Origin of the sequence: Massilia aquatica (genome assembly GCF_011682045.1) — a bacterium.
GTDB lineage: Bacteria > Pseudomonadota > Gammaproteobacteria > Burkholderiales > Burkholderiaceae_D > Telluria_A > Telluria_A aquatica.
Genome location: NZ_VVIW01000019.1, coordinates 45,054 through 71,556, shown reverse-complemented (window position 1 = coordinate 71,556; position 26,503 = coordinate 45,054). Strand labels below are relative to the sequence as shown.

Annotated in this window: 29 protein-coding genes and 1 pseudogene; 14 read left to right on the top strand and 16 right to left on the bottom strand. The window is 64.8% G+C overall.

Translation table 11 applies throughout. The annotated features are described in order from the left end of the window. Positions 1-78: 78 nt before the first annotated feature. The gene (locus F1609_RS25155) at positions 79-1,308 is read left to right on the top strand and encodes a serine hydrolase domain-containing protein (protein WP_167079392.1); all 1,230 of its coding nucleotides are present in this window, start codon (positions 79-81) and stop codon (positions 1,306-1,308) included. 1 nt (position 1,309) lies between these two features. Here F1609_RS25155 and F1609_RS25150 read toward each other — a convergent pair whose 3' ends face one another. Together F1609_RS25150 and F1609_RS25145 are read right to left on the bottom strand one after the other, a co-directional pair. Then, positions 1,310-2,248, bottom strand: coding sequence for a LysR family transcriptional regulator (locus tag F1609_RS25150; protein WP_167079391.1), 939 nt, complete (start codon positions 2,246-2,248; stop codon positions 1,310-1,312). An 81-nt stretch (positions 2,249-2,329) separates the two neighbouring features. Beyond that, positions 2,330-3,124 carry a MipA/OmpV family protein gene (locus F1609_RS25145; protein ID WP_167079390.1) on the bottom strand — a complete coding sequence of 265 codons (795 nt, stop codon included), beginning with the start codon at positions 3,122-3,124 and terminating at the stop codon, positions 2,330-2,332. A 326-nt stretch (positions 3,125-3,450) separates the two neighbouring features. Between F1609_RS25145 and F1609_RS25140 the strand changes: the two genes are divergently transcribed. From F1609_RS25140 to F1609_RS25120, 6 genes are all read left to right on the top strand, one after another. Next, a complete protein-coding gene (locus tag F1609_RS25140; RefSeq protein ID WP_167079389.1) occupies positions 3,451-4,743 on the top strand; it encodes an NAD(P)/FAD-dependent oxidoreductase in 1,293 nt (430 codons plus the stop codon). Between the two features lie 102 nt (positions 4,744-4,845). Continuing rightward, positions 4,846-5,460: a DUF2799 domain-containing protein gene (locus tag F1609_RS25135; RefSeq protein WP_167079388.1), complete on the top strand. Its 615-nt coding sequence runs from the start codon at positions 4,846-4,848 to the stop codon at positions 5,458-5,460. A 159-nt stretch (positions 5,461-5,619) separates the two neighbouring features. Beyond that, positions 5,620-6,042 carry a DUF2141 domain-containing protein gene (locus F1609_RS25130; RefSeq protein WP_167079387.1) on the top strand — a complete coding sequence of 141 codons (423 nt, stop codon included), beginning with the start codon at positions 5,620-5,622 and terminating at the stop codon, positions 6,040-6,042. A gap of 13 nt (positions 6,043-6,055) precedes the next feature. Next, positions 6,056-7,552, top strand: a complete 1,497-nt coding sequence (locus F1609_RS25125) for a carotenoid oxygenase family protein (RefSeq protein WP_167079386.1) — start codon at positions 6,056-6,058, stop codon at positions 7,550-7,552. Then, the gene (locus tag F1609_RS34795) at positions 7,552-8,715 is read left to right on the top strand and encodes a sensor histidine kinase (protein ID WP_229422047.1); all 1,164 of its coding nucleotides are present in this window, start codon (positions 7,552-7,554) and stop codon (positions 8,713-8,715) included. The genes F1609_RS25125 and F1609_RS34795 overlap by 1 nt, the downstream gene beginning before the upstream one ends. Further along, on the top strand, positions 8,646-9,476 hold the full coding sequence (locus F1609_RS25120) for a LytR/AlgR family response regulator transcription factor (protein WP_308609564.1): 831 nt from the start codon (positions 8,646-8,648) through the stop codon (positions 9,474-9,476). The genes F1609_RS34795 and F1609_RS25120 overlap by 70 nt, the downstream gene beginning before the upstream one ends. 59 nt (positions 9,477-9,535) lie before the next feature. On the opposite strand, the gene F1609_RS25115 is transcribed toward F1609_RS25120, so the two are convergent. Together F1609_RS25115 and F1609_RS25110 are read right to left on the bottom strand one after the other, a co-directional pair. After that, positions 9,536-9,913: a carboxymuconolactone decarboxylase family protein gene (locus F1609_RS25115; RefSeq protein WP_167079384.1), complete on the bottom strand. Its 378-nt coding sequence runs from the start codon at positions 9,911-9,913 to the stop codon at positions 9,536-9,538. Positions 9,914-10,214: 301 nt separating this feature from the next. Further along, entirely contained in the window at positions 10,215-10,409 is a 195-nt protein-coding gene (locus F1609_RS25110; protein ID WP_167079383.1) for a DUF3606 domain-containing protein, read from the bottom strand. Between the two features lie 164 nt (positions 10,410-10,573). Here F1609_RS25110 and F1609_RS25105 point away from each other — a divergent pair, with 164 nt between their 5' ends. Both F1609_RS25105 and F1609_RS25100 read left to right on the top strand, forming a co-directional pair. Beyond that, positions 10,574-11,356, top strand: coding sequence for a hypothetical protein (locus tag F1609_RS25105; protein ID WP_167079382.1), 783 nt, complete (start codon positions 10,574-10,576; stop codon positions 11,354-11,356). 5 nt (positions 11,357-11,361) lie between these two features. Next, positions 11,362-13,635, top strand: a complete 2,274-nt coding sequence (locus tag F1609_RS25100; protein WP_167079381.1) for a hypothetical protein — start codon at positions 11,362-11,364, stop codon at positions 13,633-13,635. 21 nt (positions 13,636-13,656) lie between these two features. Here F1609_RS25100 and F1609_RS25095 read toward each other — a convergent pair whose 3' ends face one another. Both F1609_RS25095 and ybiA read right to left on the bottom strand, forming a co-directional pair. After that, a complete protein-coding gene (locus F1609_RS25095) occupies positions 13,657-14,130 on the bottom strand; it encodes a DUF6623 family protein (protein WP_167079380.1) in 474 nt (157 codons plus the stop codon). A 159-nt stretch (positions 14,131-14,289) separates the two neighbouring features. Continuing rightward, a complete protein-coding gene (gene ybiA, locus F1609_RS25090; protein ID WP_167079379.1) occupies positions 14,290-14,733 on the bottom strand; it encodes a riboflavin biosynthesis intermediates N-glycosidase in 444 nt (147 codons plus the stop codon). A 131-nt stretch (positions 14,734-14,864) separates the two neighbouring features. Here ybiA and F1609_RS25085 point away from each other — a divergent pair, with 131 nt between their 5' ends. Then, positions 14,865-15,161, top strand: a complete 297-nt coding sequence (locus tag F1609_RS25085) for a cupin domain-containing protein (protein WP_167079378.1) — start codon at positions 14,865-14,867, stop codon at positions 15,159-15,161. Positions 15,162-15,256: 95 nt separating this feature from the next. On the opposite strand, the gene F1609_RS25080 is transcribed toward F1609_RS25085, so the two are convergent. The 4 genes from F1609_RS25080 to F1609_RS25065 all read right to left on the bottom strand — a co-directional run bounded on the left by F1609_RS25080 (position 15,257) and on the right by F1609_RS25065 (position 17,339). Further along, positions 15,257-15,700: a lysozyme inhibitor LprI family protein gene (locus tag F1609_RS25080; protein ID WP_167079430.1), complete on the bottom strand. Its 444-nt coding sequence runs from the start codon at positions 15,698-15,700 to the stop codon at positions 15,257-15,259. Positions 15,701-15,778: 78 nt separating this feature from the next. Beyond that, positions 15,779-16,228, bottom strand: coding sequence for a 50S ribosome-binding protein YggL (locus F1609_RS25075; RefSeq protein WP_167079377.1), 450 nt, complete (start codon positions 16,226-16,228; stop codon positions 15,779-15,781). A gap of 200 nt (positions 16,229-16,428) precedes the next feature. Further along, positions 16,429-16,887: a lysozyme inhibitor LprI family protein gene (locus tag F1609_RS25070; protein ID WP_167079376.1), complete on the bottom strand. Its 459-nt coding sequence runs from the start codon at positions 16,885-16,887 to the stop codon at positions 16,429-16,431. Beyond that, a complete protein-coding gene (locus F1609_RS25065) occupies positions 16,887-17,339 on the bottom strand; it encodes a lysozyme inhibitor LprI family protein (RefSeq protein ID WP_167079375.1) in 453 nt (150 codons plus the stop codon). The genes F1609_RS25070 and F1609_RS25065 overlap by 1 nt, the downstream gene beginning before the upstream one ends. Positions 17,340-17,645: 306 nt before the next feature. On the opposite strand from F1609_RS25065, the gene F1609_RS25060 reads away from it, so the two are divergent. Both F1609_RS25060 and F1609_RS25055 read left to right on the top strand, forming a co-directional pair. Next, positions 17,646-18,278 (top strand): hypothetical protein, encoded by a 633-nt coding sequence (locus tag F1609_RS25060; protein WP_167079374.1) that lies wholly within the window; start codon positions 17,646-17,648, stop codon positions 18,276-18,278. Positions 18,279-18,442: 164 nt separating this feature from the next. Further along, positions 18,443-19,489: a DUF4349 domain-containing protein gene (locus F1609_RS25055; RefSeq protein ID WP_167079373.1), complete on the top strand. Its 1,047-nt coding sequence runs from the start codon at positions 18,443-18,445 to the stop codon at positions 19,487-19,489. 20 nt (positions 19,490-19,509) lie between these two features. Here the strand turns inward: F1609_RS25055 and F1609_RS25050 are convergent, their stop codons facing one another. Beyond that, the gene (locus F1609_RS25050) at positions 19,510-20,022 is read right to left on the bottom strand and encodes a hypothetical protein (protein ID WP_167079372.1); all 513 of its coding nucleotides are present in this window, start codon (positions 20,020-20,022) and stop codon (positions 19,510-19,512) included. Between the two features lie 190 nt (positions 20,023-20,212). On the opposite strand from F1609_RS25050, the gene F1609_RS25045 reads away from it, so the two are divergent. Then, positions 20,213-21,850, top strand: coding sequence for a DUF4394 domain-containing protein (locus tag F1609_RS25045; RefSeq protein ID WP_167079371.1), 1,638 nt, complete (start codon positions 20,213-20,215; stop codon positions 21,848-21,850). 47 nt (positions 21,851-21,897) lie between these two features. Here the strand turns inward: F1609_RS25045 and msrA are convergent, their stop codons facing one another. Next, positions 21,898-22,410: a peptide-methionine (S)-S-oxide reductase MsrA gene (gene msrA / locus F1609_RS25040; protein ID WP_167079370.1), complete on the bottom strand. Its 513-nt coding sequence runs from the start codon at positions 22,408-22,410 to the stop codon at positions 21,898-21,900. A 221-nt stretch (positions 22,411-22,631) separates the two neighbouring features. Here msrA and F1609_RS25035 point away from each other — a divergent pair, with 221 nt between their 5' ends. Beyond that, positions 22,632-23,444 carry a hypothetical protein gene (locus tag F1609_RS25035; RefSeq protein WP_167079369.1) on the top strand — a complete coding sequence of 271 codons (813 nt, stop codon included), beginning with the start codon at positions 22,632-22,634 and terminating at the stop codon, positions 23,442-23,444. 4 nt (positions 23,445-23,448) lie between these two features. On the opposite strand, the gene F1609_RS25030 is transcribed toward F1609_RS25035, so the two are convergent. The 4 genes and pseudogenes from F1609_RS25030 to F1609_RS34115 form a co-directional block, all read right to left on the bottom strand. Further along, a complete protein-coding gene (locus F1609_RS25030; protein WP_167079368.1) occupies positions 23,449-24,048 on the bottom strand; it encodes a hypothetical protein in 600 nt (199 codons plus the stop codon). A gap of 65 nt (positions 24,049-24,113) precedes the next feature. Then, positions 24,114-25,103, bottom strand: coding sequence for an RNA ligase (ATP) (locus F1609_RS25025; protein ID WP_167079367.1), 990 nt, complete (start codon positions 25,101-25,103; stop codon positions 24,114-24,116). Between the two features lie 59 nt (positions 25,104-25,162). Further along, entirely contained in the window at positions 25,163-25,615 is a 453-nt protein-coding gene (locus F1609_RS25020) for a lysozyme inhibitor LprI family protein (RefSeq protein WP_167079366.1), read from the bottom strand. 515 nt (positions 25,616-26,130) lie between these two features. Next, positions 26,131-26,408 (bottom strand): annotated as a pseudogene (locus F1609_RS34115) (transposase); the annotation flags it as partial. Positions 26,409-26,503 lie beyond the last annotated feature (95 nt).

Here is a 26,503-nt window from a genome sequence, read left to right as displayed (position 1 = left end):
AGGTGTGCCTGTCTTAAGATTTGCAGAAGATTGGGATTGCGATAATGGCTTTTCACTCTGAACTGACCAAGGAATTGCATGACATTTTTTTCGTACCTATCCTGCCCAACGCGGTTCGCATCCGGCGTCGCCGTCACCGCCCTGTTGGCCGGATGCGGCGGGGGCGGTGGCGGCCAGGCGGCGTCGAACGCCGGCAAATCGCTCAGTTGCGTGGCGCAAAAGCCCGGTGCGCCGGTGGCCGAATTGATCGCCTGCAGCGGGGAGCTCAATCGCAGGATCGACGCCGCCATGCTGCCCTTCATGGCAGCGAACGGGATCACCGCAGCCACGGTGGCAGTGGCCAGGGACGGCGTCATGATCGCCGAACGTGGCTACGGCCATCGCGACAGCGCGCGCCAGGTTCCCCTGCCGGCCGATGCCATGTTCATCACCGCCAGTATCGTCAAGCCGGTCACCGCCGCCGCGATCCGGACCTTGGCGCGCGAGGGCAAACTCGCTCTCACCGACCACGTGTTTTGTACCGGCTCGAACGCCCCGTGCTGGCTGGAGCGCGAGCTGCTGCCTGCCTCGCCGGATGTGCGCATCGGCGCGATCACCATCGCCCAAGTGCTGGAGCATCAAGGCGGCTGGGATGCCGACATCAGCGGCGATCCGATCATGTCGGAACCCGAGATCCGGCAAACGCTCGGCTTGCCGGCGCCACCGTACAAGGACGACATCATTCGCTTTGTCATGCGGCGCCAGCTCGATTTCGCCCCCGGCACAAAGACGGCCTACGCGAATTTTGGCTATCTGCTGCTTGGCCAGATCATCGAAAAGGCATCCGGATCGGGCTACATACAGTACCTTCAAGACAAGATCATGGGGCCGATCGGCATTCCGAAGAGCGACTTCGAGGGCATGCGCTCGCTGATGCGGGATCGTCACCCGCGCGAGCCGGACTACATCACGACAGTGACCGCCCCCAGTGTCTTCGTACCCGGCACCACCGTCCTGGCGCTCGACGGCGCCATCCGCGCCGAAAACTGGGCTGCGGCCGGCCAGGTGATCGCAACGGCGAAGGCGTTGACGATATTCGCGGCGCACTACCGCGTGCCGGACGGCGCGCCGCTGGCCGGCACCAGGAACAATGGCGGGTTCAGCGGCGCCGATCCCGGCGTGGCAACCGTACTGCGCCAACTCCCGTCCGGCGTCAGCTACACGGTAATGATGAACAAGCTCGACGAGAACCATTCATCCGGCGACGCCTCGTACCAGGGTCAGGCTTTGCTCCGCATCGAGGCGGCGCTCACGGAGGCGGGCCTGTAGGCTAAGCCGCGCCACGCTGGTAAAACCCTTCCAGCTCGCTGCTGACCAGCGCCTGGCCGTGCTCGATCACGTAATCCTGGAAGGCCGCCGCGACCTTCGGAATCGGCTGGCCGGCCAGGTGCATCACCTGCCAGTCGGCGTCCACCGGATTGCCCTTGAGCGGCAACATGCGCAGCAGCCCCGATTTGAATTCGAGCGCGCACGCGTGCACCGACAAAAATCCCACCCCCAGCCCGGCCGAGACCATGCGCTTGATCGCCTCATTGGACGAGACTTCGGAACCGAAATTGAGCGCGTGCCCGCCCTCCTTGAACAGGCGCTCGACGGCGGTGCGCGTGCCCGAACCGCGTTCGCGCACCAGCAGGTTGGCGCCCACCACATCGGCCAGGGTCAGCTTCCGTTTCTTCATCAGCGGATGATCGGCGCCGGCCACGAACCCCATCGGATGGCGCGCAAAGCGCGCCGCGTTGGTGCGCAGCTCGCGCGGCGGCGTGCCCATGATGGCGATGTCGATCTCCTGGCGCGCCAGCATGTTGACGATTTCGACCCGGTTGCCCACCTGGAGCTTGAGGCGCACGTCGGGCCGCTCGAGCGTGAACGGCACCAGCAGCGGCGGCAGCAAATGTTCGGCCGTGGTGACCGCGCCGATGCGCAGCGTGCCGCTGGTGACGCCGTGCAGCGCCGCCAGCTCGTCGCCCGCGTGCTCCCACAGGCGCAGGATGCGCTCGGCGAAGTCCACCATCACCTCCCCCGCCGCCGTCAACTGGATGCCGCGCCCGTCCTTGCGCGTGAGTGCGACGCCGGTGATATTTTCCAGGGTGCGCAGTTGCAGCGACACCGCCGGCTGCGTCACATGCATGGCCTCCGCCGCCTTCGACACGCTCTCGTGGCGGGCCACGAGAACCAGGGACTGGAGCTGGCGAAAGCTGGCGTGATACATAAGCTATTCCCTATCGGTTAACCAATTACGCGACAAAACCTATACCACCACGCCATGATAGACCAGTTGGCGCGGCCGGGTTCAAAACGCGTAGTTCAACGTTACGGCCAGCAGCGGCGCCGTCTTGCGCTTGGCCAGCGGGCTGTCGGCGGCGTCGCCGAGCAGGCTGACCACGCCGACCATCGAGTTCACCGACCAGTTCTTGTTCAACTTGCGCTGCGCGTTCAGTCCCACGTTCACATGCGAGAAGCCGGCCTTGGTATCGTAGCGCTTGTAGCCGGACGTGAGACTCTGGGCGGCGGTCACGCCGTAGAATGCCTGCATGTTCTTCTTGTCGCTGTAGGTGGCCGACGCGAACACGCCCAGCTGGTAGACGTCATTCTTGAACAACGGTGCCTGCGCGCCGAGTTCATAGCTGTTGCCGCGCTCGCGGTGACTCAACGCCACCATGGCGCGCAAGCCGACCCCGATGCCGCCGTCGAATTCATAGCCCACCCCGAACGCGCCGATCGCCGACGCCTTGATTTCGCCCATGCCCCTGAGCGCGTCCGACCCTCTGGAGAGCCCATGATCGCGGTCGCTGCGGCTGCCGGCCACGCCCAGGGCGCCGCTCAGGGCCACCTGTCCGACCTTGGTCTTGTAGCCGATACCGCTCGACGTGCTGGCGAAAAAGCCGCTGGCGTGCTGGTAGTCGGCCACGATGACCGGCACCGCCCGGCCCTTGTCGCCGCCCAGGTATTCGGGCACCACGGCCACGCCCAAACCCACGGTCATGATCGACTGGCCGGCCGGGGTCTCGGCCACCAGCTTTTGGGCGTGAACGGCCGGTGCAAGAGCGCTGAGCAGGAGGATGGCGGCGGCGGATAAACGTGGCATGTGATGGTCCTTGAGAGTGAAAAATGGGTGCCGTTTGCTCGGAATGTTGAAACGACGGGCCGGAGTGTCGCAACGATTCCAACCCAGCACCATCGAATCCTCCCGCGTACCGCAAACCGGACTGAAACGTAGCGTCTGAGGATACTTTCGGCCACGGCAGGCGATACCGGCGACGCGCACCGCCATGCATATGTATTAGCTGGAGCTTATGGATATGGGTAAATCTCTGATTTTTCTTTTGTGTCGCATCACTCTATATTGACACCTGCTTAATTGACAGCTGCTCAGCGCCCATTCAGATCGCGACACCTACAGGAGGAGACACCATGGAAACCATCGTCATCGTCGGCGGCGGCGCCGGAGGACTGGAACTGGCGACCCGGCTCGGCAACAGCGCAGCCAAAAGCGGGCGCGCGCGCGTCGTGCTGGTCGACCGCTGGCCGGCCCATTTCTGGAAGCCCCTGCTGCACACGGTCGCCTCGGGCAAGCACGATCCGCAGGTCATGGCGATCGACTACGCGGCCCAGGCGGCCGAACATGGTTTCGAATTCGCACGCGGCGAAGTGCTGGGCGTGGACCGCGACGCGCGCCGGGTGTCGCTGGCGCCGTGGATCGCCGACGACGGCGCCGAAGTGCTGCCGGCGCGCTCGATCGCCTACGACAAACTGGTGCTGGCCCTGGGATCGGTGACCAACCTGTTCGGCGTGCCCGGCGCCGAACAGCACGTGCTGACCCTGGACGACGTGGCGCAGGCAGAAACGTTCCGCCAGCGCTTCGTGGACGGCTGCATCCAGGCCAGCGCGCGCCAGGCGGCCGGCGCGCAAAACCCCGGCATCGACATCGTGATCGTCGGCGGCGGCGCCACCGGAGTGGAACTGGCGGCCGAATTGAGCCACAGCGCCCGCACGCTGGCGAGATACAACGTGCATGCGATGGACCCGGTGCGCCATGTGCGCATCCGCATCCTGGAACGCGGCGCGCTGCTGCTGCCGCATCTGCACCAGCGCCAGTCCAAGCGCGCCGCGCGCCACTTGCGCGCGCTCGGCATCAAGGTCCTTCTCGATACCGCCGTGGCGCGGGTCGACGCCGGCGCGGTGGTCGATACCGAAGGCTGCATCTATCCGTCCGCGATCACCTTGTGGGCCGCCGGGGTGAAAGCGCCGCCGCTGTGCGCCACCCTCGGCCTGGCCTCGAACGCCCTGCGCCAGATCGCGGTAGCGCCCTCGCTGCAGGCGCTGGACGATCCGAACGTGTATGCGATCGGCGACTGCGCCAACTTTGTCTGTCCGATCCTCGGCAAGGTGCCGCCGCGCGCGCAGGCCGCGCACCAGCAAGCGGTGTACCTGGCGCAGGTGCTGGGCCAGGCCTCGCCATCAAGCGCGCCGTTTGCCTACCGCGACTACGGTTCGCTGGTGTCGCTCGGATCACTGGCGGCGGTAGGCGTTCTCACACGCGGATCGGGACGAAAATATGCGGTCGGCGGCGCGCTGGCGCGGGTGCTGTATGCCCTCATGTACCGCAAGCACCAGGTGGCGCTGCACGGGGTGGTGCGCATGTCGGCGCAGACGGTGGCCGACTGGATTCGCGAGAAGATCTCGCCATCGGTCAGGCTGCACTGAGCGCGTGCGTTTCCGGCCACACGCGGCGCGCTTTTTGCGACTGGCTCCACTTGTAGCCGCGCTGTCATGGTAGCATCGGTCGAAATGACAATTGCGGAGACAATGATGGCCAACAGGCTGACTGGAACGGCGGCGGCGCTGCTGGTGGCGACACTATTATCAGGCTGCGACACGATGACGCCCGACGAATGCAAGTCGGCCAACTGGCACGACGTCGGCATGCGCGACGGCCTGGCCGGCAGGACCATGTCGGTGCTCGATGGCCATGCCAAATCCTGCGCCAAGGCCGGAACGTCAGTCGATTCGGCCAGCTACGTCGTCGGCCGCCAGCGCGGCTTGCAGGACTTTTGCCGGATCGAGAACGCCGCCCCGCTTGGCCTGAACGGTGGTGCGTACGCCGGGGTCTGCCCGGCGTCGCTCGACGTCGAATTCCGCCGCCGCCACCAGGCCGGCTACGCCGTGTACACCTTGCGCAGCCAGATCAGCGGTTTGGATAGCCGCGGCGAGCGCCTGCAGCGCCGCCTGCGCGATGCCGACAAGGACGAATCGAAGCAGCTGGCCGCGACCGACAAGGATGACGAGCGCAAACGCATTCGCAGGGAGTTCGACGAGCGCCGGCGCGACGTGCGCAATGAACTGCGCGATATCGACCGCAACCTGCAAGGCACGCGCGACGCCCTGCGCTCGGCGGAATACGCGCTCGACACCTTCCGCTGAAAAGACCACTGGCGGCGCCGCGCAGCGCGCCGCGCCGCATCTGGCGCCGTCCCGCTGCATTTCGCGCCGTTTTCCAGCATTTCGTCGCATGCCTCCCTGCCCCGCCTGCGTTGCCGATAAAGTCACCTCATCGCAACCACACACCCACCGGAGAACACCATGCGCCACCTGCCCGCCACCATCTTCTGCGCCTGCGCCCTGCTGACCGCCTCCCTGGCCAGCGCCGCCAGTCTCACCATCCGCATCGACGACGTACGCAGCGCCGACGGCACCCTGGAAGTAGCCGTGTACAACTCGGCCGGCGCCTTCCTTAAAAAATCCGTCGCCGCGACCGGCGCCAAAGCCGTCCAGGGCAGCACGACCGTCATTGTCAACGACCTGCCACCGGGCGAGTACGCCTACGCCATCTTCCACGATGCCAACGGCAATGGCAAAATGGATACCAACATGATAGGCATCCCGACCGAGGACTATGCATTCAGTAACAACGCCTTCGGTAAAATGGGCCCGCCCAAGTTCGACGCTGCCAAATTCACCGTGCCAGCGGCCGGCCTGAACGCCACCGTCAGTCTCAAACCCTAAGCCGGAGAACAGCATGCAACGCCGCACCTTCCTCACTTCCGGCGCCAGCCTGGCCGCGCTCGGCGTGGTTCCCGGCAGCGCCCTGGCCGATGCCGCCACCTACCAGCGCTTCCACGCGGCGTGGAAGCGCGATCCCAGCCTGGCGGTGTACGCCGACACCGTCGGCCAGCAGTCCGGCGCGGCGCAGGTGAAAGGGCGCATCCCGCAAGACCTGAACGGCGTCTTCTTCCGCAACGGCCCCGGGCGTTTTGAACTGGGCGGCGAGCGCCATCACCACTGGTTCGACGGCGACGGCTTCGCCCAGCGCTGGCAGATCGCCGACGGCAAGGTCAGTCACATCGGCAAATTCGTCGAGACCGAACGCTTCGGCGAAGAAAACGCCGCCGGCCAGTTTCTCTACCCGTCCTTCGGCACGTATGTGGACCGGCGCGGCGTGAAGACCAACGACACCATGAACGCGGCGAACACCAACCTGCTGCCGTTCAACGGCCGCGTGTACGCCCTGTGGGAAGGCGGCTCGGCCACCGAGGTCGACGCGGCTACCCTGGCCACGGTCGGCATCAAGACCTGGAACGAGGACATGAAGTCGATGCCGTTTTCGGCCCACCCGAAGATCGACCCGGCCGGCGGCATGTGGAATTTCGGCGCCCTCCCCGGCGGCAACCGCATGGCCCTGTACCACATCGACGCCAACGGCCAGGTGCTCAGGACCGCCATGATCGAGATACCGCAACTGGCGATGGTGCACGACTTCGTGGTCAGCGCCAGGCACCTGATTTTCCTGATCCCGCCGTACGACGTGGTCCCTGCCGAAGATCAGAGCTTCGCCGAGCAGCATCACTGGGTCGGCAGCGGCCCCAAGGCGCGCCCGATGCGCGTGGTGGTGGTCTCGAAAGCGAGCATGGAAGTACGCAAGGTATTCGAACTGCCGCCGCACATGGTTTTCCACTTCGGGAATGCCTTCGATGACGGCGCCACCACCCGCTTCGACGTGGTGCTGCACGAGGGCGATGTCCTGCACGACGTGGGCCGGATCATGAGCGGCGAACGGCAGAAAAACACCGCCACGCGCAGCTTTGCGGCGCAGGTCACGCTCGACTACGCGAGCGGGCGCGCCAGCACCGCGCGCCTGTTCGGGGCCAGCGAGTTCCCGCGCGTGATGCCGCAGGTCGTCTCCAGCCGCCACCGCCAGCTGGCGCTCACCAGCAGTTCGCCGCGCAACGGCGAGATCGTGCCCGACACTGTCAACCTGGTCGGCACCGACACCGGCAAGGCGGACAGCTACCGTTTCGACGCCGGCTGGCAAGTGGAAGAACACATCCTGGTGCCGCGTGCCAACGCCCGTTCCGAGACCGACGGCTACCTGGTCGGCGTAGCGCAGGACACCCGGCGCGCACAGACCGTATTGAGTGTGTTCGACGCAGCCAGCATCAAGGCCGGTCCGCTGGCCCTGGCGCGCCTGCCCTACCGCGCCCCGCACTGCTTTCACGGTAATTTTCTGGCCTCTTGATGAACACGATCCAACGTCCCGCGCACACCTCGTCGCATCCACTCGATGCAATCCCGCTGTTCCGGCGCTGGCCCTGTTCGCCGTGGCGCGACGTGCTCTATACAGGCATCTGGAACTTCCTGATCGCCGTCTTCCTGACGGCGGCGAACACGCTGTTCAAAGGCCAGCGGCACGGCTTCCTCGACTTTTTCGGGCCGACGCTGGTGACCTCGAACGTGGTCGGCTACCTGATTCACGCGGTGCTGAGCGGCGGCGATCATGTGCTGCGCGGCTGGCCGTCGCGCCTGACCGGGCTGCCGCGCGTGCTGTACTTCGTGGCCACGGTGGGCCTGTGCGTGGTCGCCGGCATCGCCATCGGCAACGGCCTGCTCAACGGCGTCAACCCGCTGCGCTATCTCACCGGCGGCGTGGACCTGGCGCCGCTGCTGCCATTCGCCCTGTTCGCGGCGCTGATCATGGTCGCCGTGCTGGTCAGCGGCGAGCGCCGCATCGCCACCGAAACGCTGGCCGCGCGCCAGGGCCAGCAGATTGCCAGCGCCGCCCAGCTGCTGGCCGAAGCGCGCCTGCGCGCCCTGCAAGCGCAGATCGAGCCGCATTTTTTGTACAACACCCTGGCCAACGTGGTCGGCATGATCGAGACGCATCCGGCCCAGGCGCGCCACATGCTCGAACGCTTCATCGACTACCTGCGCGCCAGCCTGGCCGCCAGCCGCGCCGACCAGGCCACCCTGGGTGCGGAACTCGACCTGGCGGCCGCCTATCTCGACGTGCTGGCGGTGCGCATGGGGCCGCGTCTGTCGTACAGCATCGAGGCGGACGGCTGCCGCGACATCGCCATGCCGCCCATGCTGCTGCAACCGGTGATCGAAAACGCCGTCGCGCACGGCCTCGAACCGAAGGTCGAGGGTGGCCGGATCATCATTCGCGCCACCTGCCGCGACGACCAGCTATGCATCGAAGTGAGCGACACCGGCGCGGGACTGGGCAACGCCCCGCCCAAGCCGGGCGGCGGGGTCGGGCTATCCAACCTGCGCGCGCGCCTGCGCAGTGTGTATGGCGCGTCGGCTCGGGTACAATTGCTCGAAAACGAACCCTGCGGGATTACCGTGCGCCTGCTGCTGCCACTGAAAGAAACACTGCCATCGACCATCCACGCGCCCTGATTGCGGACGACGAACCGCACCTGCTCGACTACCTGCAAACGCAACTGGCCACGGCCTGGCCGCAGCTGCGCATCGTCGGCAAGGCCGGCAACGGCATTGAGGCGCTGCGCCTGATCGACGAGCTCTCTCCCGACGTGGTCTTCCTCGACATCCAGATGCCGGGCCTGAACGGCCTCGATCTGGCACAGCGCCTGGGCAGCGACGGCAAGGCGCCGCACATCGTGTTCGTGACCGCGCATCACGAATACGCGGTGGACGCCTTCGAGCACGCGGCGCTAGACTACCTGCTCAAACCGACCACGGTGGAGCGTCTGGCCAAGACCGTCGCCAAGCTCAAACTGGCACTGCGCGCGCCGGCGCCGGCGGTGGTGCCCGACGCGCTGCGCGCGCTGCTGCAGCAACTGGCCGCACCCGTTGCGGCCGCGCCGGCGCCGGCGCCCCTGCAATGGATCCGCGCCGCGCACGGTGACGAAACGCGGCTGATCGCCATCGACGAAGTGATTTACTTCCAGAGCAACGACAAATACACCAGCGTGTTTTTGCAAGAAGGCGAATGCCTGATCCGCACGCCGCTGAGCAAACTGCGCGAGCAGCTCGACGAAGCGCGCTTCTGGCAGATTCACCGCAGCGTGATCGTCGCCGCCAAATCGGTGGCCGGCACCCACACCGACTTCCGTGGCCGCCTCGTGGTCAAGCTCAAGGAGCGCGGCGAACAGCTCACCGTCAGCCGCAATTACGCCGAGCAGTTCAAGCAGATGTAGGCCACCGAGGGGGCCACGGCCACCGCCACTGCGGTGTCAGGTCTGACACCAGCCGGTGACTACAAGGCGCGCTCGGAGAAGACTTCCTTTGCCGCGAACAGGCCGTTGAGCGCGGCGGGAAAGCCGGCGTACAATGCCATCTGCATCATCACTTCCACTACCTCGTCGCGCGTGCAGCCGACATTGAGCGCGCCGTGGATGTGCACCCGCAGTTGCGGTGCCGCCGTGCCGAGCGCGCACAGGGCGGCGATCGTCGCAATCTCGCGCGAGCGCAGGTCCAGCCGCGGACGGGAATAGATGTCGCCAAAGCCAAACTCAATCAGCAGCCGCCCGAAATCGGGCGCGATGCCGGCCAGGCTTGCAATCACTCTCTCTCCCTGTTCGCCATCGATTTCCCGCAGTTTGTCCCAGCCGCGCGCGTATCGGTCGTTGTCCATCGTGCCCTCCTTGTTGTGGTTGATGGAGCGACTGTAAAGCCGGACGCGGCGCCGGTCCAATACCGGTTTGGTGATACTTTTTCGGTATCGGCGCATGCGGGCCAGCCGATGGGGGCTGCGCAATCGACAATCACATTACCGACTATGCGTACATGGGCGTGCGTCTGCGCCGCTGTTTCGCCCGCCCGCACGGCCAGCGCATCGTCAACCGCGGCGACGCAGTGCTGCTCGCCGGCGCCGGCGCGGACCTGCTGGCGGCGCGCCGCGCCTGAGGCAAGCGCCCGCAAGCGCAGGTCCGCCTTTAGTCGGTTCCAACCACCGGTATGCCGAGGTATTTTTGCAGGTCGGGCACGCGCGGGCCAACCTGTTCGATGGCGTCGGCCAGGCGCGCACGCGGCACCCCGAACTGCGCGCTCCAGTAAGCGAGTTCGGCCTCGACGTTGACGTTGATGCGGTCGTAATCCTGCGGATTCGGTTCGAGCGGATTGTCTGACATGGTGTTGTTCTCCAGAGTGGCGCGGTGTGCGCCCGTGTTCCACAGCGTGCCACCGCGCCGCGCCGGGCTCCGTTCGATGACGCACGCATCGCGCCGTCCGGCGCTTTGCACGATGTTCTATAACTCGGAGTAAGATGTTGCCCACCTCACCCCGCGACGACCTCATGCACCGCCTCCTCCTGCTTCTGTTGACTTCCCTTGCGCTGCTGACGCTGCGGATGGACAGCGGCGCCGGCGCGCTGCGCGCCACGCATCCGGCGCTGGCCGCCCTCCCCGCCGAACTGGTGTGGGCGTGGGAGCGCCCGGAAGACTTGCGCTGGCTGCCGCTTGACGTCGGCGTAGCCTACGTGGCGTCCTCGGTGCTGCTGCAGGGCGAGGACGCCCGGGTCTACCGGCGCGCCAGCGCGCTGCTCTTGGCGGCGGGCGCGGCGCGCGTGCCGGTGCTGCATGTGGACATGTCGTGGCGCCGCCCGCCCGCCTTGAGCGAGGCCCAGAGCCGGCGCGTGGCCGACGAATTGCTGCGCCTGGCCGCCCAGGCCAACCGCAAGGTGGTGCAGCTCGACTTCGAGGTGCGGCGCTCGCAGCGGCCTTTTCTCGCGCGCACCATCGGCGCCATCCGCGCGCGCCTCGATCCGTCCATCGCGCTGTCTGTCACCGCGCTGGCCTCGTGGTGCCTGGACGACTACTGGCTGCATGACATCGCCGCCGACGAAGTGGTGCCGATGGCCTTTCGCATGGGCCCGGCGCAGCACGCCTTGCGCGCGCGCCTGCTGCACCAGGGCGGCTTTACCCGCGCGCGCTGCGGCGCAGCCATCGGGTTCTCAAGCGACGAGCCGATGATGGCGGTGCGCGAAGGCCGCCGCTATTATTTTTCACCGCAGGCCTGGAGCGCCGCGCGCTGGCAGGCGCTGCGCAGCACTCCCCGTTCAACCATTCCATCGAGATAGTCATCATGCGTCTTTCCCGCACTTGTTCCCTGCTCGCTTCCGCCCTGTTGTGGACCTGCGCCACGCCGGCCTCGGCCAGCGGTGGCGATATGTACCAGACCAGCCGCTTCGCTTCCGAATTCCAGCCCGCCAATGCCGCACTGTTCGCCGCCGGTAACCTGGGCGTGGTGCCGGGCAGCTACTGGCGCCTCTACCACTACCTGGCCTACCAGGCGGCGCGCGCACGGCCGCTCACCAAACAACAGGTGGCGGCGCTCAACATCGATACCTGGCATGTGGGCCCGACCAGCGAGTGGAGCCAGGCCGGCATGGACAGTCCCGGCCCGGCCAGCTGGCTGGCTGCGCGCGCGCCGCTGGCGGCGCAAGTGGCGCTGCCGGCCGCGATGGAGATCGACGTGAGCGGCGTCGCCGCGCGCGGCGACCCGTATCTGAACTGCCATCCGGATGCGTTCAAGCAAGCCGGCCTGACCATGGCCGCGCGCGCCGGGCTGGCAGCGGGCGGCAAGCCGGACGCCTGGTTCAAGCTGTGGCTGCAAGGCCAGGATGCGGTGTTCGCCAACTGCGCCGAACCGCAGCACGACTGGGACAAACCGGTGCCGAAACGGGTGGTCAAGCTGCCGCCGCCGCCGCCGGCCGGCGCGCCCGACTGGCTGCGCCACGACCATGCCTACCAGAACGCCGCCGCCCATTTTTACGCGCGCAACTTCGACCAGGCGCGCAGCGGGTTCCAGCAAATCGCGCGCGAACCGGCGTCGCCGTGGCACGCGCTGGCGCCCTACCTTGCCGCGCGCACCCTGATCCGCAAGGCCACGCTCGACTTCCCGCTGGACGAGAGGCCGGCGGCGCGCGAGCGGGTCGAGGCCCTGGCGCAAGCGAAGAAGGAACTCGATGCGCTGGCCCACACGTCGGCGCCGGCCCGGCAGATGACCACCCTGGTGGAAGCGCGGCTCGATCCGGCCGCGCGCCTGGCGGCACTGGCGCGCGCGCTCGACAAGGAACCGTTCGGCCCCGATACCGCACGCATGCTGAGCGACTACCTGGTGCTGATGGACAAGCTGCCGCGCAGCATTACCATGACCGCGAAGGAACCGATGACGGCGTGGATCGCCAGCATGCAGGCCGACACGGTGCTGGAAGAATGGGCTTCCGAACGCAGCCCGCTGCTGGAAGCGCAACGGGTGGCCGCGCTCGATACCCTGCGCAAGAGCTGGCTCAAGCAGGCCGATCCGGTCTGGCTGGCGCCGCTGCTGACCCTCGCCCGCCGCAACGACCTGAGCGCGGCCGAGCGCAAGGCGGCGTCCGCCGTCCCGGCCACGCATCCTTTGTACCAGAGCCTGCAATACCACCTGGCGCGCCTGGCGCTGGCCGAGCGCGACGGCGAGCGCGCCGACCAGGATATCGACCGTCTGCTGGCCACCCAGGGCAAGCAGATGTCGGTCGCCACCAGCAACCGTTTCCTGGCGCTCAAGATGCTCTCGGCCGGCACGCTCGACGGCTTCCTGAAAGCGGCGCCGCGCCGCATCGATCCGATCGAGCATGGCGAACCGATCGACGCCGCGCCGGGCCAGGCCAGCCTGACCGCGACCGACGACGATTTCGACGTGGCCGTCTGGCGCCACCTGTCGCTGGCCGAACTGAACGTGCTGCGCAAGCATCCGCTGTTGCCGCCAGCCTCGAAAACGCAGCTGGAAGAAAGCATGCTGGCGCGGGCCCTGATCGCGGGCGATGAAGAGACCGCATTGAGCCTGCTCGACGCGCTCGCCAAACCGCGCAAGAGCACCGCGCATCTGTACCAGCGCTACCGCAAGGCGGCCAGCGGCGAACAGCGCAAGCTGGCCGGCGCGCTAATCCTGGTCAACACGCCGGAGTTGCAGCCGGCCGTGTTCGACAAGGACGAGAAAAAGCGCTACTGGGGTTGCAGGCAAGAATGGGGCGATGGGCCGGTGGTGGTGCGCACCGGCGCGCCGGCCCCACGCTTTTTAAGCGCGCAGCAAACGCTGGCGGCCGCCAAGGAGCAGGAAGCGCTGCTGCGCCTGCCCCTGCGCACGGAATTTCTCGCGCCTACCCTGCTGGCATGGGCGCGCACCAAACCAGCCGATGAAGAAGCGCCCAAAGCGCTGCACTTCCTGGTGGCGTCCACGCGCATGGAATGCCCGTACGGCACGGATGTGCCCGAAGCGAAGCAGTTGCGCGCGCGCTATTCTCGCGAGGCGTACGAGGTGGCGCACAAGTACTATCCGGCGAGTAAATGGACCAAGGCGACCAAATATTTCTATTGAGCCTTGGTCCGGCCAGGGCGCTTACGAGGTAAAGTCGCCGCCGGCGGTGGTGAAATGGATGTTGGCCTCGCTGGTGAAGCGCACCAGGATCGAGACGCCAATGCCCCAGAATACCGGTCCGCCGCCACCGGCCCAGGTGTTGGCGGCATCGATGCCGGCGCCATGGTTGCCGGTCAGGTTCAAGCCATCATAATTGCGGATCCGGTTGGGACCGTCCCAGATATGGGCAGCTTCCACCCGGGCGCCGGGGCTGGCGTTGTACAGGACGAACACGCGGTCCAGGGTCACCCGCTTGCCGTCGGTGATCACCGGGGTGGGAATGGCGAAGTGAAACCAGTTGGTCTGGTTGGCCGCGCCGCGGAAGGTGGTGCCCCAGCCGACCCGCAGGCCGGTCACATCGGTCCAGGGTATGCCATTGACCAGGCGCAGACGCGTGTTGCCGGGAATTTCGACCTGGGCCACGTAGCCAGGGACCCACATTGCTTGCAGTGCCATTTTGGTTCTCCTCATACACGTTCAAGGGACAGGCAGGCACGCGCGCTGGCGTCCTGGACCTGAACCCAGCGTACGGGAGGCGAGGCAGTCCTTGTTTGGCCAGTGTCAGCGCGCCGCCTGTGCCAGCACAGAGACGGCGCCGCATGCCGGGAGGCATTCTCAGGCGCTGGTGGACAGTTCCTGGCGCAGCCGCATCAGCAATTCGCCCAGCCGGTTCTTGCCTTTGCCGTTCGGGCCGATGCCCCAGTAACTGTCGTAGGGCGAGTCTTCGATGAGGCGCTTCTTGCCGGTGCCGAGCAGCAGCGCGCGCAGCGCAGGGTCCTGGAATTTCTGGCGCAGGCCGCGCAGCATGATGTCTTCTTTCACGTCGTCCCAGTCGCGCCGGATCGGGGTGGCGCGGCTCTGGCCGAGGTCCTTGGCCTGCTTGGGCGAACCGCACCCGAGAATGCGCTCGAACTGCGGGCTGCCTTCGAATTTCATCGCCTGGAAATAGTGCTCCATCGTGCGCCACGCATGACCGTCAAGGGAAAATGCGCTGCCGGCGAAGTTGGACAAGGCGGCGTAGCGGCCGTCCTTGCCGAAAAAATAAATGTCCTTCGCCATCGCCCTGCCACAGAAATGTTATAGATTCGATATTATAATGCGTGCAGACAGGAAAGCACGTCAACATCCCTTTTTGGCATTTTCGCTGACCATGCCCAAGGGGCATGGAATCACCTTCAATGGAGCCGCTGTTGCCTTTATTCGATTTGGCCGGCCTTGCCGGCGCACTGCCGGCTGCCTGGCAATCCCAGGTGCTGGGCCAGGTCGGCCCAGCCCGCGTAAAACTGCTCAGGATGGACGAGCTGGCCTACGGCGAGGAAACCCACGACTATAACGAGGCGCTGCTGGTCGTCTCGGGGCGCATGCTGCTGGAAGTGGCGGGGGCGGCTGTAACGGTCGAGGCCGGAAGCATGTACCTGGTCGAGGCCGGCACCGGCCATGCCGTGCTGGCGGGCAGCCATGGCAGCCTGGTGATTGTCGATCTCTGAGCGGCCTCGGGCACTGACGAGGCCGCTCAGCGAGTGCATTCGTCGCGCGCAACGTCGGCCGGTCTGGCACGCAAGGCGCCCTGCCCGCACACCGATTAGCGAGGCGGCAACGACTTGGCGTCGCTCGTCAATCTCTGCGCGCGCTGCGTGTTCAGGTCGGCCACGCAAGCGAGCCGGCTGCTCTCGTGTGAATTGCCGGCAGCGCCACCGGCGAGCGAGGTCGCAAAGCCGCACTGCGCGTCACGGTAACGCGCGAACGCCGTGTTGGCTTGCTTGAGTCTCGCCCTCGCCGCCGTGACATACCCCTCATCCTCATCCCATTTGCCGAGCGCCGCGAGCGCCCCGGCTTGCGCGTTTTTCAGCAAGGTGGCGCTTTTCCACGCATGCATGCCGAGACACTCCCGTATATCGGCCTGCGAGAATTGGTCGCATGTTTCCATGGCAGTTTTGACCGACTCCGGCGCGGCGGCGCGTTCGCCCGCCTGGCATACCGGGGCCATGCCCAGCGCCATCAACAAATACGTCGTCAAGAAGCGCATTGCGCTTTCCTCTCGTTCAAATACGTTGTGCACATGGCGCGCTCTTGCGCACCCGCGTTCCACGCCAGCGCGCATCGATCAGCCGAGCTCTTCCCAAGCGTCCTGCAACGGGCTGACAAGCACATCTTCCAGCAAGGCTTGCCGCGTCAGCCAATCGCTGATCAGGGTCCGATGTTCCTCGCCCAAGGGCGCCGATCCCGCGCCCGCCGACACCCAGCCACGCAAGGCGTCGCTCAAGCCGCCACCGAAGACCAGGCCATTGCCTTCGATCGCAATGTCGATGAAATCGTCCATCATCGCGAACAGCTTGTCGCGGTCCGGTACGCCGCGAAAACGCGCTTCGACGGCAAAGGTGAACTCCTGGCATTCACCGATATAGTGTTTTTTCCCTTGGCGCTGGTTGAGGCGCTCGTTGGCACGAAGCATCTTCTGTTCTCCATCTGGGCCATTGGCATGGTTCCCGGCGCACTGCGCCCGGTCCAGGCTCGCACAGCCTTGTTTGAGGATACGCCGGTTGATGGCGTCCACACTACGGGTGTCTGGATGTTGCAATTGCAGAAATCCAGAACGGCGCTGTCCGGCGAGTTGCCCGGGCCTTGCCGCCCCTTCTCCTCGTCATGCATGAAGTTTCTTCTGAGACATCACCAAAACAACAACCCCTTGCACGCATTTTATCGGAATTGACAGAAATACCAAGATTCAATATAAAACAGCCACATCGGCGTGGCTTATTCGCTTGACACAGTGTCCGTCTCGCGCGCCAGTTCCTGCGCGCGTTGCAGGTTTTTTCGGGCCAGGCAAGTGAGCCGGGTGGTATCGCGCGCATCGCCGGCGCCGCCGCCGATGGTGGCCATGGCGAACGCGCATTGATCCACGCGGTACGCGGAGAATGCCGCGCTCGATGCCTTGAGCCTGGCCCTGGCCTGCTTGACGTTTCTGGCCTTGCCATCCGGCCGGGCGATGGCGGCGGCCGCTTTTGCCTCGGCCTTCTCCAGCGCCAGCGCGCTGCTTTTGGCCAGTTTGGCAATGCACTCGTGCTTGTCCGCCATTGAATAGGAATCGCAGTCGTCGAACGGGTCGAACCGCTCAGGCGCGGCGGCGCGCGCTGGCAGCACAAGCAGTAGCGCGCACAGAAGCATCAGGGCGATATGAGCGGCGCCATGGCGCAGCGTAATGAAATTTTGCACTATTCGAGCTCCGAGTCGGAAGGCAGATCGTGCGTATTGCGCGTCAGTTCCAGCACGCGTTCGGCATTCATGTCAGCCAGGCAAGCAAGCCGGCTGATGTCGCGGGTGTCGCCGTGCAGCGCGGCGAGATAGGCGCACCTGGCCGCGCGGTAGCGCGCAAAGGACGCGCCGGCGGCCCGCATCCTGGTCCGGGCAACATTTTTATAGCGGTCGTTTTCGAACCACTGAGCGATTTTGGCGAGTGCATCGGCCTCGGCCTTCTTCAACGATACCGTGCTCTCGGCAAGCAATTTGCGGAAGCACTGGCGCCCGCCGGTGTGCGAAAACTCACCGCATTTTTGGGCTGCAACGGCGTGTGTTGCCACTGCGGGCGGTTGGGCCGCCGTGGCTTCGATGGCGACGAGTGCCGCCGTGAAACAGGCCATGAATACAAGGGCGGATACGGTACGCATGTTCTGCTGATTCCTTTTTGTACGATTGCGTACTGATGTGATTGCGCGTGACATGCCAGCGCAAAGCAAGAATAGCACCTGCCATGACAGAAATGCCAACATTTAGAAAACTGGGAATCTCCCCGCACTATGGCAGTGTCAGCTAAAACGCCTTTACTACACATAAATGTTGTATTTTTGCATAATATTCGATGGGCCAGCGTCATAACTTAACCAAGTCTCTGCTTGTTGATTGAGCAATAAGTCCAAGCGCGTCATACTGTATGTCCGCAGCACACAAAGTTGCATTAAATTATCGGGAAAAACATGTTCATCATCTGGGGCAAACGTACGTATGGCGCGGTCGACAAAGTCGGCACGACGACGGTAAAAACCGTTTTCGGTCACCTGTATTACCTGCCGCTGATCCCGATGAGCAGCCATTACGTCGACGCCAAGAGTGGCACCTCGTACGAACTGACCAGCATGGATGGGCGCTCGATCCTGTGCGCCTACCTGCGCATCTGGATGCCGCTGGCGTTCGTGATCGCCCTGATCGCGTTCGACGTTTTCGAGACGGTCGATGGCATGTTGGGCAAGGTAATCTGCGGACTCATCATGGCCTTGTCCGCCGCCGCCGCGATCGGCTCCTATATTTACGACAAAAAAGTCGTTCGCAAAGAGAGCGCCCAGGTACGCGACATGATGCAGCGCCATTTCGGCGTGGCCCTCGATCCGTACCGCTGCCGCGCCAGTTTGCAGGCCGACATCGACGAGCGCGTCCGCGCGCAGAGCAACGACCCGCTCGACCCGTCGTGGTACACGCGCACGCTCGACGACGCCGTCAGCCAGCCCTTCCTGGTCGACCTGGCCGTGCTGCGCGCCCGCTGCGACCAGCACGATGGCACGCTGCAAACCCGTGCCCTGCAACGCCTGCCGGGCGCGCGCAAGGCCGCCTGATCGCCCTGTCGGCGGGCGCCGCCACGCGCCCCGCCTTGCCCGCATTGCCCGCATTGCCCGCCGCAGCGTTTAACCCCTTTTTGTCCGCTCCCCCGTTTACCTGACGCAAGGATGCCACGCTCCTGGCCGGCCCTGCGCCGTTTCAAACAATCACCAAGGATCACATGACTGCCCTCACCTCCGCCGCGCGCCTTGCCGGCTGCATTACCCTGCTGGCCCTGATGACAGCCTGTTCAAAAAAGGCCGAGGCCCCGGTGGAGCAAGCCGTGGAATTGCATGCGGAGGCTGCGCCTGCCGCCCCGCGAGCCAGGGAGGCGGTCTCGACCAACATGCCGGTGGGCAGCAACGAGGCCAAGCCAGCCCCGCCCGACACGCCCGACACGCCCGCCCCGAGCGTTACCACGGCCAGCGCCGCCCAGCAGCTGGCCGGCAGCGGGATTGTCTACAACGATGGCGAACGCAAGTTCATCCGCACCGCCAAAGCCAGCTTCCGCGTCAAGGATGTGTATGTCGCCGCGCTCGGCATCGAGGACACGGTCGCCAGCCATGGCGGTTTCGTGGTGAAAAACGATATCACCAGCAACACCTTGCGCATCGAGCGCCAGCCGGTCGACAAGGGCAAACTGATCGAACTGAAGGAATATGAGGTGCAGGGGCAGCTGACGGTGCGCGTGCCCAGCGCCCGAACCCAGGAATTCCTGCGCGCGATCGCCGGACACGTGGTATTCCTGAACGAGCGCAAATTCTCCGCGCACGATGCCCAGTTCGACCTGCTGCGCCAGTCGCTCGAAGCGATGCGCGGCCAGGAAACCCAGGCGGAACTGGGCGACACGCTCAAGGATGGCGGCAAGCTGGCGCAGCGCGCCGATGTCATCGCCCTGCGCGGCGAGGCCAAGGCCGCGCGCGATGCCGCCCTGCTCGCTAAAAAGGAGTCCGACGATCAGGTGGCGTTCAGCACCATCGAGCTGACGCTGAGCCAGCCGTCGCGCATGCTGCGCAGCGAGCTGGCCGATGTGGACAGCCTGTTTGAACAGTTGCAGCCGGGTTTTGCCAGCCGCCTGCAGGATAAACTGGCGCGCGGCTGGGACGGCGCGCTGGAACTGCTGCTGGCGCTGGCCGGCGTCTGGCCGCTGCTGCTGCTGGGCGTCCTGGGCGGCCTGCCACTCTGGCGCGCCTTGCGCCGCCGCAAAAACGGCAGCACGCCAGGCTGATGCCCCCGGGCCGGGTGCGGCTATTCCTGCGCGCCGCGCGGGTCCGGCGCCGGCACCGCCGGCCCCGGTATCTCGCCCATGAGCATCGGCGGCGGTGTTTCCGGCTTGGCATCCCCCTGGCTGCCGGGCATGGAGCCTGGGAATAGCACACCGACCAGCATATCCTCGGGCGCCGGTGCGCGCGCCGTACAGGCGGCCAGCGACATGGCCAGCAGCGCCGCCGTGGCCAGGCCGGGCAGCGCATGCCATGCGGGACGCGAGGCGGCCGACGGCGCGCCGCAATCGCTGGTCATCACGGTGCCATCGGCGCGCCGGTAAAAGCGCACGCACATGCCGTCCGCGCTGTGCGCGGCCACCAGCCTTGCCGCTTCCGCTTCGGGCATCGCCGACAGGTTGAAGACATGCTTGTCGCAGTCGCCGCAGTGGCGCACGCGCTCGTCCCCCTGCATGGCGTCCCACGAGGCGCTGCAGGGCGAGGCGATCGTGATGCGATGCAAGGCAATCACATTGGCGTCGTTGTTAAATTTTGGCATATCGCAATCCACATCTTGTCAGTAAGTTAATACCCACGCAAGACTGCGGGGCATGGCTGACCATGAAACGGCGCAAGCGCGACGGCGGGGTTAAACAACTGAAGAAATTTGAATCCGATCAGCACGTTGACGCGTATCTGGTGGTGCGCTCCCGCAATCCGGGTGATTTTTCATAAAAAACGAGGCCACCATGCACAACATCCCATTTACCAAACTCCTGCTTGCTTCCGCCATCGCCATGACCCTGGCCGCCTGCGGCAGCGACGACAACGACACCCCTGCCCCGCTGCCGCCGGTGGTGCAACCGGTGGTCGAAGCAGGCGACACGGTCATGCTGACCGCGGCCGGGCGCATCGTCTCGCTCAACGCCGACAACACCGTGCGCACGAATGTGGCGCTGTCCGGCCTGCAAGCGTCCGAAACCCTGCTCGGCATCGATTTCCGCCCGCTGGACGGCCTGTTGTACGGCGTGGGCAGCAGCGGACGCATTTACACGATTAATCCGAACACGGGCGCGGCGAGCATGCGTTCGATCCTGGCGGCGGACGCGGCCGACACCAGCGCGCCGTTCACGGCCCTGGCCGGGGCCGACTACGCGGTCGACTTCAACCCCGCCGCCGACCGTCTGCGCGTGGTCAGCGACAGCGGCCAGAACCTGCGCATCAACGTCGAGTCGGGTGCGACCACCACCGACGGCATTATCAACGGCGGCCCGGCAGCGGCGAAAATCACTGCGGCCGCCTACACCAACTCGTTTGCCGGCACCAGCGCCACCACCCTGTTCGTGATCGACGCCGCCGGCAGTACCCTGTACACCCAGAACCCGCCCAACAACGGCACCCTGAGCGTGCCGCTGGCGCTGGGCGTGACGGCCAGCGCGGTGGGCGGCTTCGACATCGACGCCCGCAACAACCGCGGCCTGGCGGTCCTGACCGTGGGCGGCAAGGCTGGCCTGTATGCGATCAACCTGGCCGCCAGCGCCAACCCGGCCACCCTGGTCGCCGCGCTCGACCTGAGCGATGCCGTCAAGGGCCTGGCCGTGCGCTCGCCGGCCGCGCCGGTGGTGCTGGGCCTGACCGATGGCGCCCGCCTGGTGTCGTTCAAGCCGCAAACCCCTGCCATGTTCGATACCGATGTCGCCATCACGGGCATGAACAGCGGCGAAAAACTGCTCGGCTTCGATATCCGGCCCAAGGATGGCTTGCTGTACGGAATTACTTCAAGCGCCCGCATCGTCACCATCGATGCCAAAACCGGTGTGGCGACGGTCAAGGCGACCCTGGTTGCCGACGCGGCCGATCTCACGCTGCCGTTCAGCGCGATCGCCGGCACCGCATTCGCTGTCGATTTCAACCCGCTGGCGGACCGCCTGCGCGTGATCGGCAACAGCGGCCAGAGCCTGCGCATCAATGTCGACACGGGCGCGACCACGACCGACGGCGCCATCAACCGCGCCGGGGCCGCACCGGTGGTCACGGCCGGCGCCTACACCAACAGTTTTGCCGGCACCACGGCGACCATGCTGTTCGTGCTCGATACAGCCAGCGACAACCTGGCGCTGGTCAATCCGCCCAACGACGGCACGCTGACCAATATCGGCGCGTTGGGCATGGATGTGATGGGGGACGGCAGCATGGATATCGCCGGCGGCGCCAACGGCCTGGTGCTGGCCGCCTTGCGCAGCGCGGGCACGGGGCCGGCCACGCTGTACCGGGTTGACGTTGCGACCGGCACGGCGCTGCCCTTCAATGGCACGGCCACGCCGGCGAACTCGGTGATCGGCTCGGGCAGCGCGGTAGTGGTCGATATTGCGGTTGTTTTGAAGTAAGCGCAGATGCGGCCGGGGCGCAGGCAGTTGCGAACTGTGGGAAAAGCTTAGCCCGCGCTCTTGTCGCGCTGCGGCAGGCGCCAGTCCTTGCGCACGAAGTGGCAGGTGTAACCGCCCGGGTTACGCTCCAGGTAATCCTGGTGTTCCGGCTCGGCATTCCAGAACGGACCGGCCGGCGCCAGCTCGGTCACCACTTTGCCGGGCCACATGCCGGATGCGTCGACATCGGCGATGGTGTCGAGCGCGGTCGCCTTTTGCTCCTCGCTGGCATAGTAGATGGCGGAGCGGTAGCTCATGCCGGTATCGTTGCCCTGGCGGTTCGGCGTGGACGGATCGTGGATCTGAAAGAAAAATTCCAGCAACTTACGATAGCTCATTACCTCGGGATCGAAGGTAATCTCGATCGCTTCCGCATGGGTGCCGTGGTTGCGGTAGGTGGCGTTCGGCACGTCGCCGCCCGAGTAACCGACCCGTGTCGATTTGACGCCAGGCATCTTGCGGATCAGGTCTTGCATGCCCCAAAAACATCCGCCGGCCAGGATTGCTTGTTCTGTTTTCATGTGTGCGTCCTCGTTCATCAAGTGATTGTTGCAACCAAGCATGCATTCAAGCATGCCTGTACCCGTCGTAGATGGGACGCCAGCGCGATATTGCAATAGTTAATGCCATGCTTCCGGTGCGGCGCAGTCGCCTGAGTTTGATAGAATCGGTTGCCAAGTTTCCAATCTTGCCAAGCTGCGCGCGAGACAGGCGCCGTCCCCATTCATGATGAAAGCGAGCGATGATCTCCACTGAAAAATCGACAGGTTCCGCAAGCGGCGCGCAAGCGCTGGGAAAATTGATTGCCACGTACGGCAAAAGCCGCTCGTTTCTGTTCGTCGGCTGGTTCATGGCGGCGCTGTTCGCCGGGGTCGGCTTGTTCGTGCTGTGGCTGACCACCCAAATCGGCCCCGATTTCCGTTTCACCGGCCCTGTGTCGTTACTGTACACGGTGGGATTCGGCTCGCTGGCGCTGGGCGCCGCGATCGCCATTATCTTCTGGCGCCTGGCGGCCTCGCAGCCGACATTTCATCTGCTCGAGAACGGCATTCGCGCCGGCGAAAATACCATCCTGTACCGCGACCTGGAAGACCTGTACCGCTTCTTTTACGGCGGCATTGGCTATCGCGCCGCGCCGGGTGCGCCTTGGACCTTCATCGGCAGCCGCATTCACCGCTTTGCCGAATTGAGCGAACGCTTGAGCAGCCTGCAGATCGAGCACCGCGGCGAGGCCTTGTACCAGCAGCTGCGCGCCGGAAAACCGGTGGTGTTCCGGTATTTCGAGGACAGCGTGGCGCAATCGAAAAGCATGGTCGCCACGCGCAATATGGAGTTCCCGACCTTCGACATGATCCTGAGCGCGGACCAGTTGCAGATCGGGCAAAAAAGCATCGACATCGCCCGCATCGCCGATATCAAGACCAATTTATGGACCGAGAAATCGAGCATTCTCGATGTCGATGGCAAGGTGTTTCACAAGATTCATCCGAGTTCGATTTTATCGTTCGAACTGCTGCATGCGTTGATCGCGCGGCTGCAGCAGTCGGTGCGGTAGGCGCTCAGCGCGTGCAGATGCCTTTACGATCGACCAAGACATGCGGCATCGAGTGTCCCGTCATCGGCTTGCCGATCAACTGCTGTAACCGGGCACCTTCTTCGCACTGCCGCCCGCCCTTGGCCGGCGCGGGCGCGACGACTGCGGCAGGCGGCTCGCTCGCGGGCGGCGCACCCATCAGCACCGTCGTGGGCGGCTCGGAAATTGCAGTCGCACCGGCGGTGGTCGACGCTACGGGCTGGACGTCGCCGGTGGAGCAGCCTGCGGCGGACAAGGCCAGCACCGCCACGCCGGCAAGGCCTGGCAGCCTGCGCCACGGCTGGCGCGCCGTGGCGCGCTCGCTGTCGGCGCCATCGCTGGAGACGACGCTGCCGTCGTGGCGCTTCTCCATCCGCACGCACAGCTCGCCGTTGAGGTTTTCCGCAATCAACGCCGCCCCTTCTACGGCAGGCATCGCGGACAGATTGAAAACGTTCTTGTTGCACCCCTCGCAGTGGCGGACGCGGACGTCGCCCGTCATGTCCTCCCACGACGCCGTGCACGGCACGGGAATCTCGACAAGGTGCAGGGCAATCGGCTGGTACGGCGGGCGGTCTGGTTTCATGGTCGGGTCCGTTTCGTTGAATGTACATCGGTACGCAATGAAACGGACGAGTCATGCAAACGGGGTTAAATCGCCTTCTCGCCGAGCAAAAACTTATTGCTGATGACTTTGAAGCTCACATCCGCGCTCAGGCATTTGAAAACCAGGCCTTCGCGCTCGGTGCCGGCCTTGAGCGCGCTTTTGGCTTCGGCGCTGGCCAGCAGCGATGCAACGCTCGCGCCCGCCAGATTTTGCGTGCCCAGCACGGGGCAATGCAGGAGGCCGGCACCGTCGAGGAGCGCCATCCGTTCAGGGGACGTCAGGTAGCGGCCTTGGTCGATATCATAGACGTCGAACACATGCAGCTGGGGCGCACCGACGCCATACGGATTGCCTTGGACGTTAGGCCCGATCAGCTCTCCTTGCACAGCCAGATTGCGCCCGCTAGCGCGCAGCAACTGTTCCAGCTTGTGGTCGCGTGCAAGCTTCCAGTAGGAGTTGCCTGCGGTTTCCAGCAGATCCAGATTGCGGCTGCAAACGCCAAACTCACCCTGGAAAAGATAGGCGGTCAGGCTGGAGCCGTCGAGCTTTTCCGTTACCTCCCACTCCAGGCCCGCGTCCACCCATTCCTCGAGCTCGGCCACGAGATTCTGGATGCGCTCCTGATTGGTCTTGCGCACGAATGAAGGAAACGGCCCTTTCATGATCCCTTGCAGATCGGCGGGAATGGGCGCCTCGTACTTCTGGATGCCCAGCATCCCGGTCAGGTCGTCGCCCTCGCTGGCGCCTTCCGGCACGGGCAGCAGCAGGCCCTGGCTGATCTGGCCGCGCAGCTTAATGGTGCGCAGGCGCGCGCCGGACACGCCATTGAACTCGCGCTTGTCCTTGCACAGGAAAGGCGCCAGCGCTTCCGGCACCCACGAATCGACTTCGAGATACAGGGCGTTGCCGCCGATCTGGTATTCACCCTTCTTTGATACGACCTTCCAGCCGTCGACCGTCACGCATTCGATCGCATCGGCGCCGGGAATCGGCGCGATATCGATGACCTTGCGAACGGTGGCTAATTTACGCATGGTCTACTCCTGATTGATTCATTGGATAATTCATTTGTGCAAGTATACAACGCCGTGTATCAGCAATCGTCGCTCCCGCATTCGGCATAGGCGCGCAAGGTCGTGATGCGCGCTTCGGTCATGGACGACTTGCAGGCGCTTTCTTCCACGCTGCTTGAACGGCCGTCTTCCATTGTCCCCGCCTCGTAGTCGCAGCTGGCGCCCCGGAAGATAATCCACGCCTGCTGCGCCCTGGCCAGCCTGTCGCGGTCGCGCGCATCCGGCAGGCGCTTATGCGCACGCGCATACTGGCTGCGCATCCTGATTTCGCCCGCGGCCAGTTTGACCGACATGCACTCCTCGATCGGGTTGATCCGCCCTTCGCACGTCTTTGCGGCGACGCTTTTCCTGATCTCGGACGCCGGTTTACCCATTTCTTTCGCTACTGCGGCCACCAGCCATTGATTCACCGGCGCTTCGGCGCGGGCCAGCGTGGCACAGAGCAGCGCAATTAACAGCAGCACGGTTTTCATCGCGGATCGGGTTCCTTGCGTATTATCAAAGGAACATTGTAGTGATCCGGCTATTGCCGATCCGGCATCATGAGCCAAGCCGCATGCCGCGTCCGTAAAAACTCACAGGACGGCGCAAACGCTACTTCAACGGCTAGTTCGGGTGTATGCGGAGAGCACCTTCCGATGAAGCGTCAGCGCTGTGTTTTGCATTCGTGACAGCCGTATAATTTCCATCCCACGGCACTAGTGCACTGAAGCCGGTAGTTTGCTTGTTAGCGTGCGTCATGAGGAAATCGAGCGCGTGAAATGGAGGGGCGCGCATGGGAAATTGAGCATAGGATGCATCGCGAACAAGGGAATCGCTCAGGCGTAGTCGAACAAGCGAAGCACCGCGCTGGGTATGTCTTTGGCTGCGCGGACAAAAGTCCCAGCGGGAAGCTTTTTTCGATGATAAGGCAGAACAGCATGACGTTTGAACTGGTGCTGCACCGACGATCCTGTAGATTGCGGAGTCGATGCGATTTTCAGGCCCCGATACCGACAAAAGCAAGAATGGACTGGCTGTCATAGATCGCATCTTCGGTGCCTTCGTCAGACAACAGAAGTGCTGCTGGGCCACATACACACGCAACATGCGCGCCATTCCGATCGGTGGACGAGCTGCGCCCACCACCGTTGCATAGAACGGCTCAATCAGCTCGTACAGCTTGTCCCATGGCGTTACGCTGTCGATCTTCGCGAGAAAACGGTCGTGCCGTGTCAGCTTCCTCTTGGCAGCGTATTCGAGGTCAGAAAAACTCTTTTGAACGATCGGTGGCGAGGCAGGTAGCTACCTCAATATTGTTCAGGTCGTCGCCCCCGTCAGGGGCGTCAGTGGTGGAATAGATCAGCGCTTCCTTAGAAGAT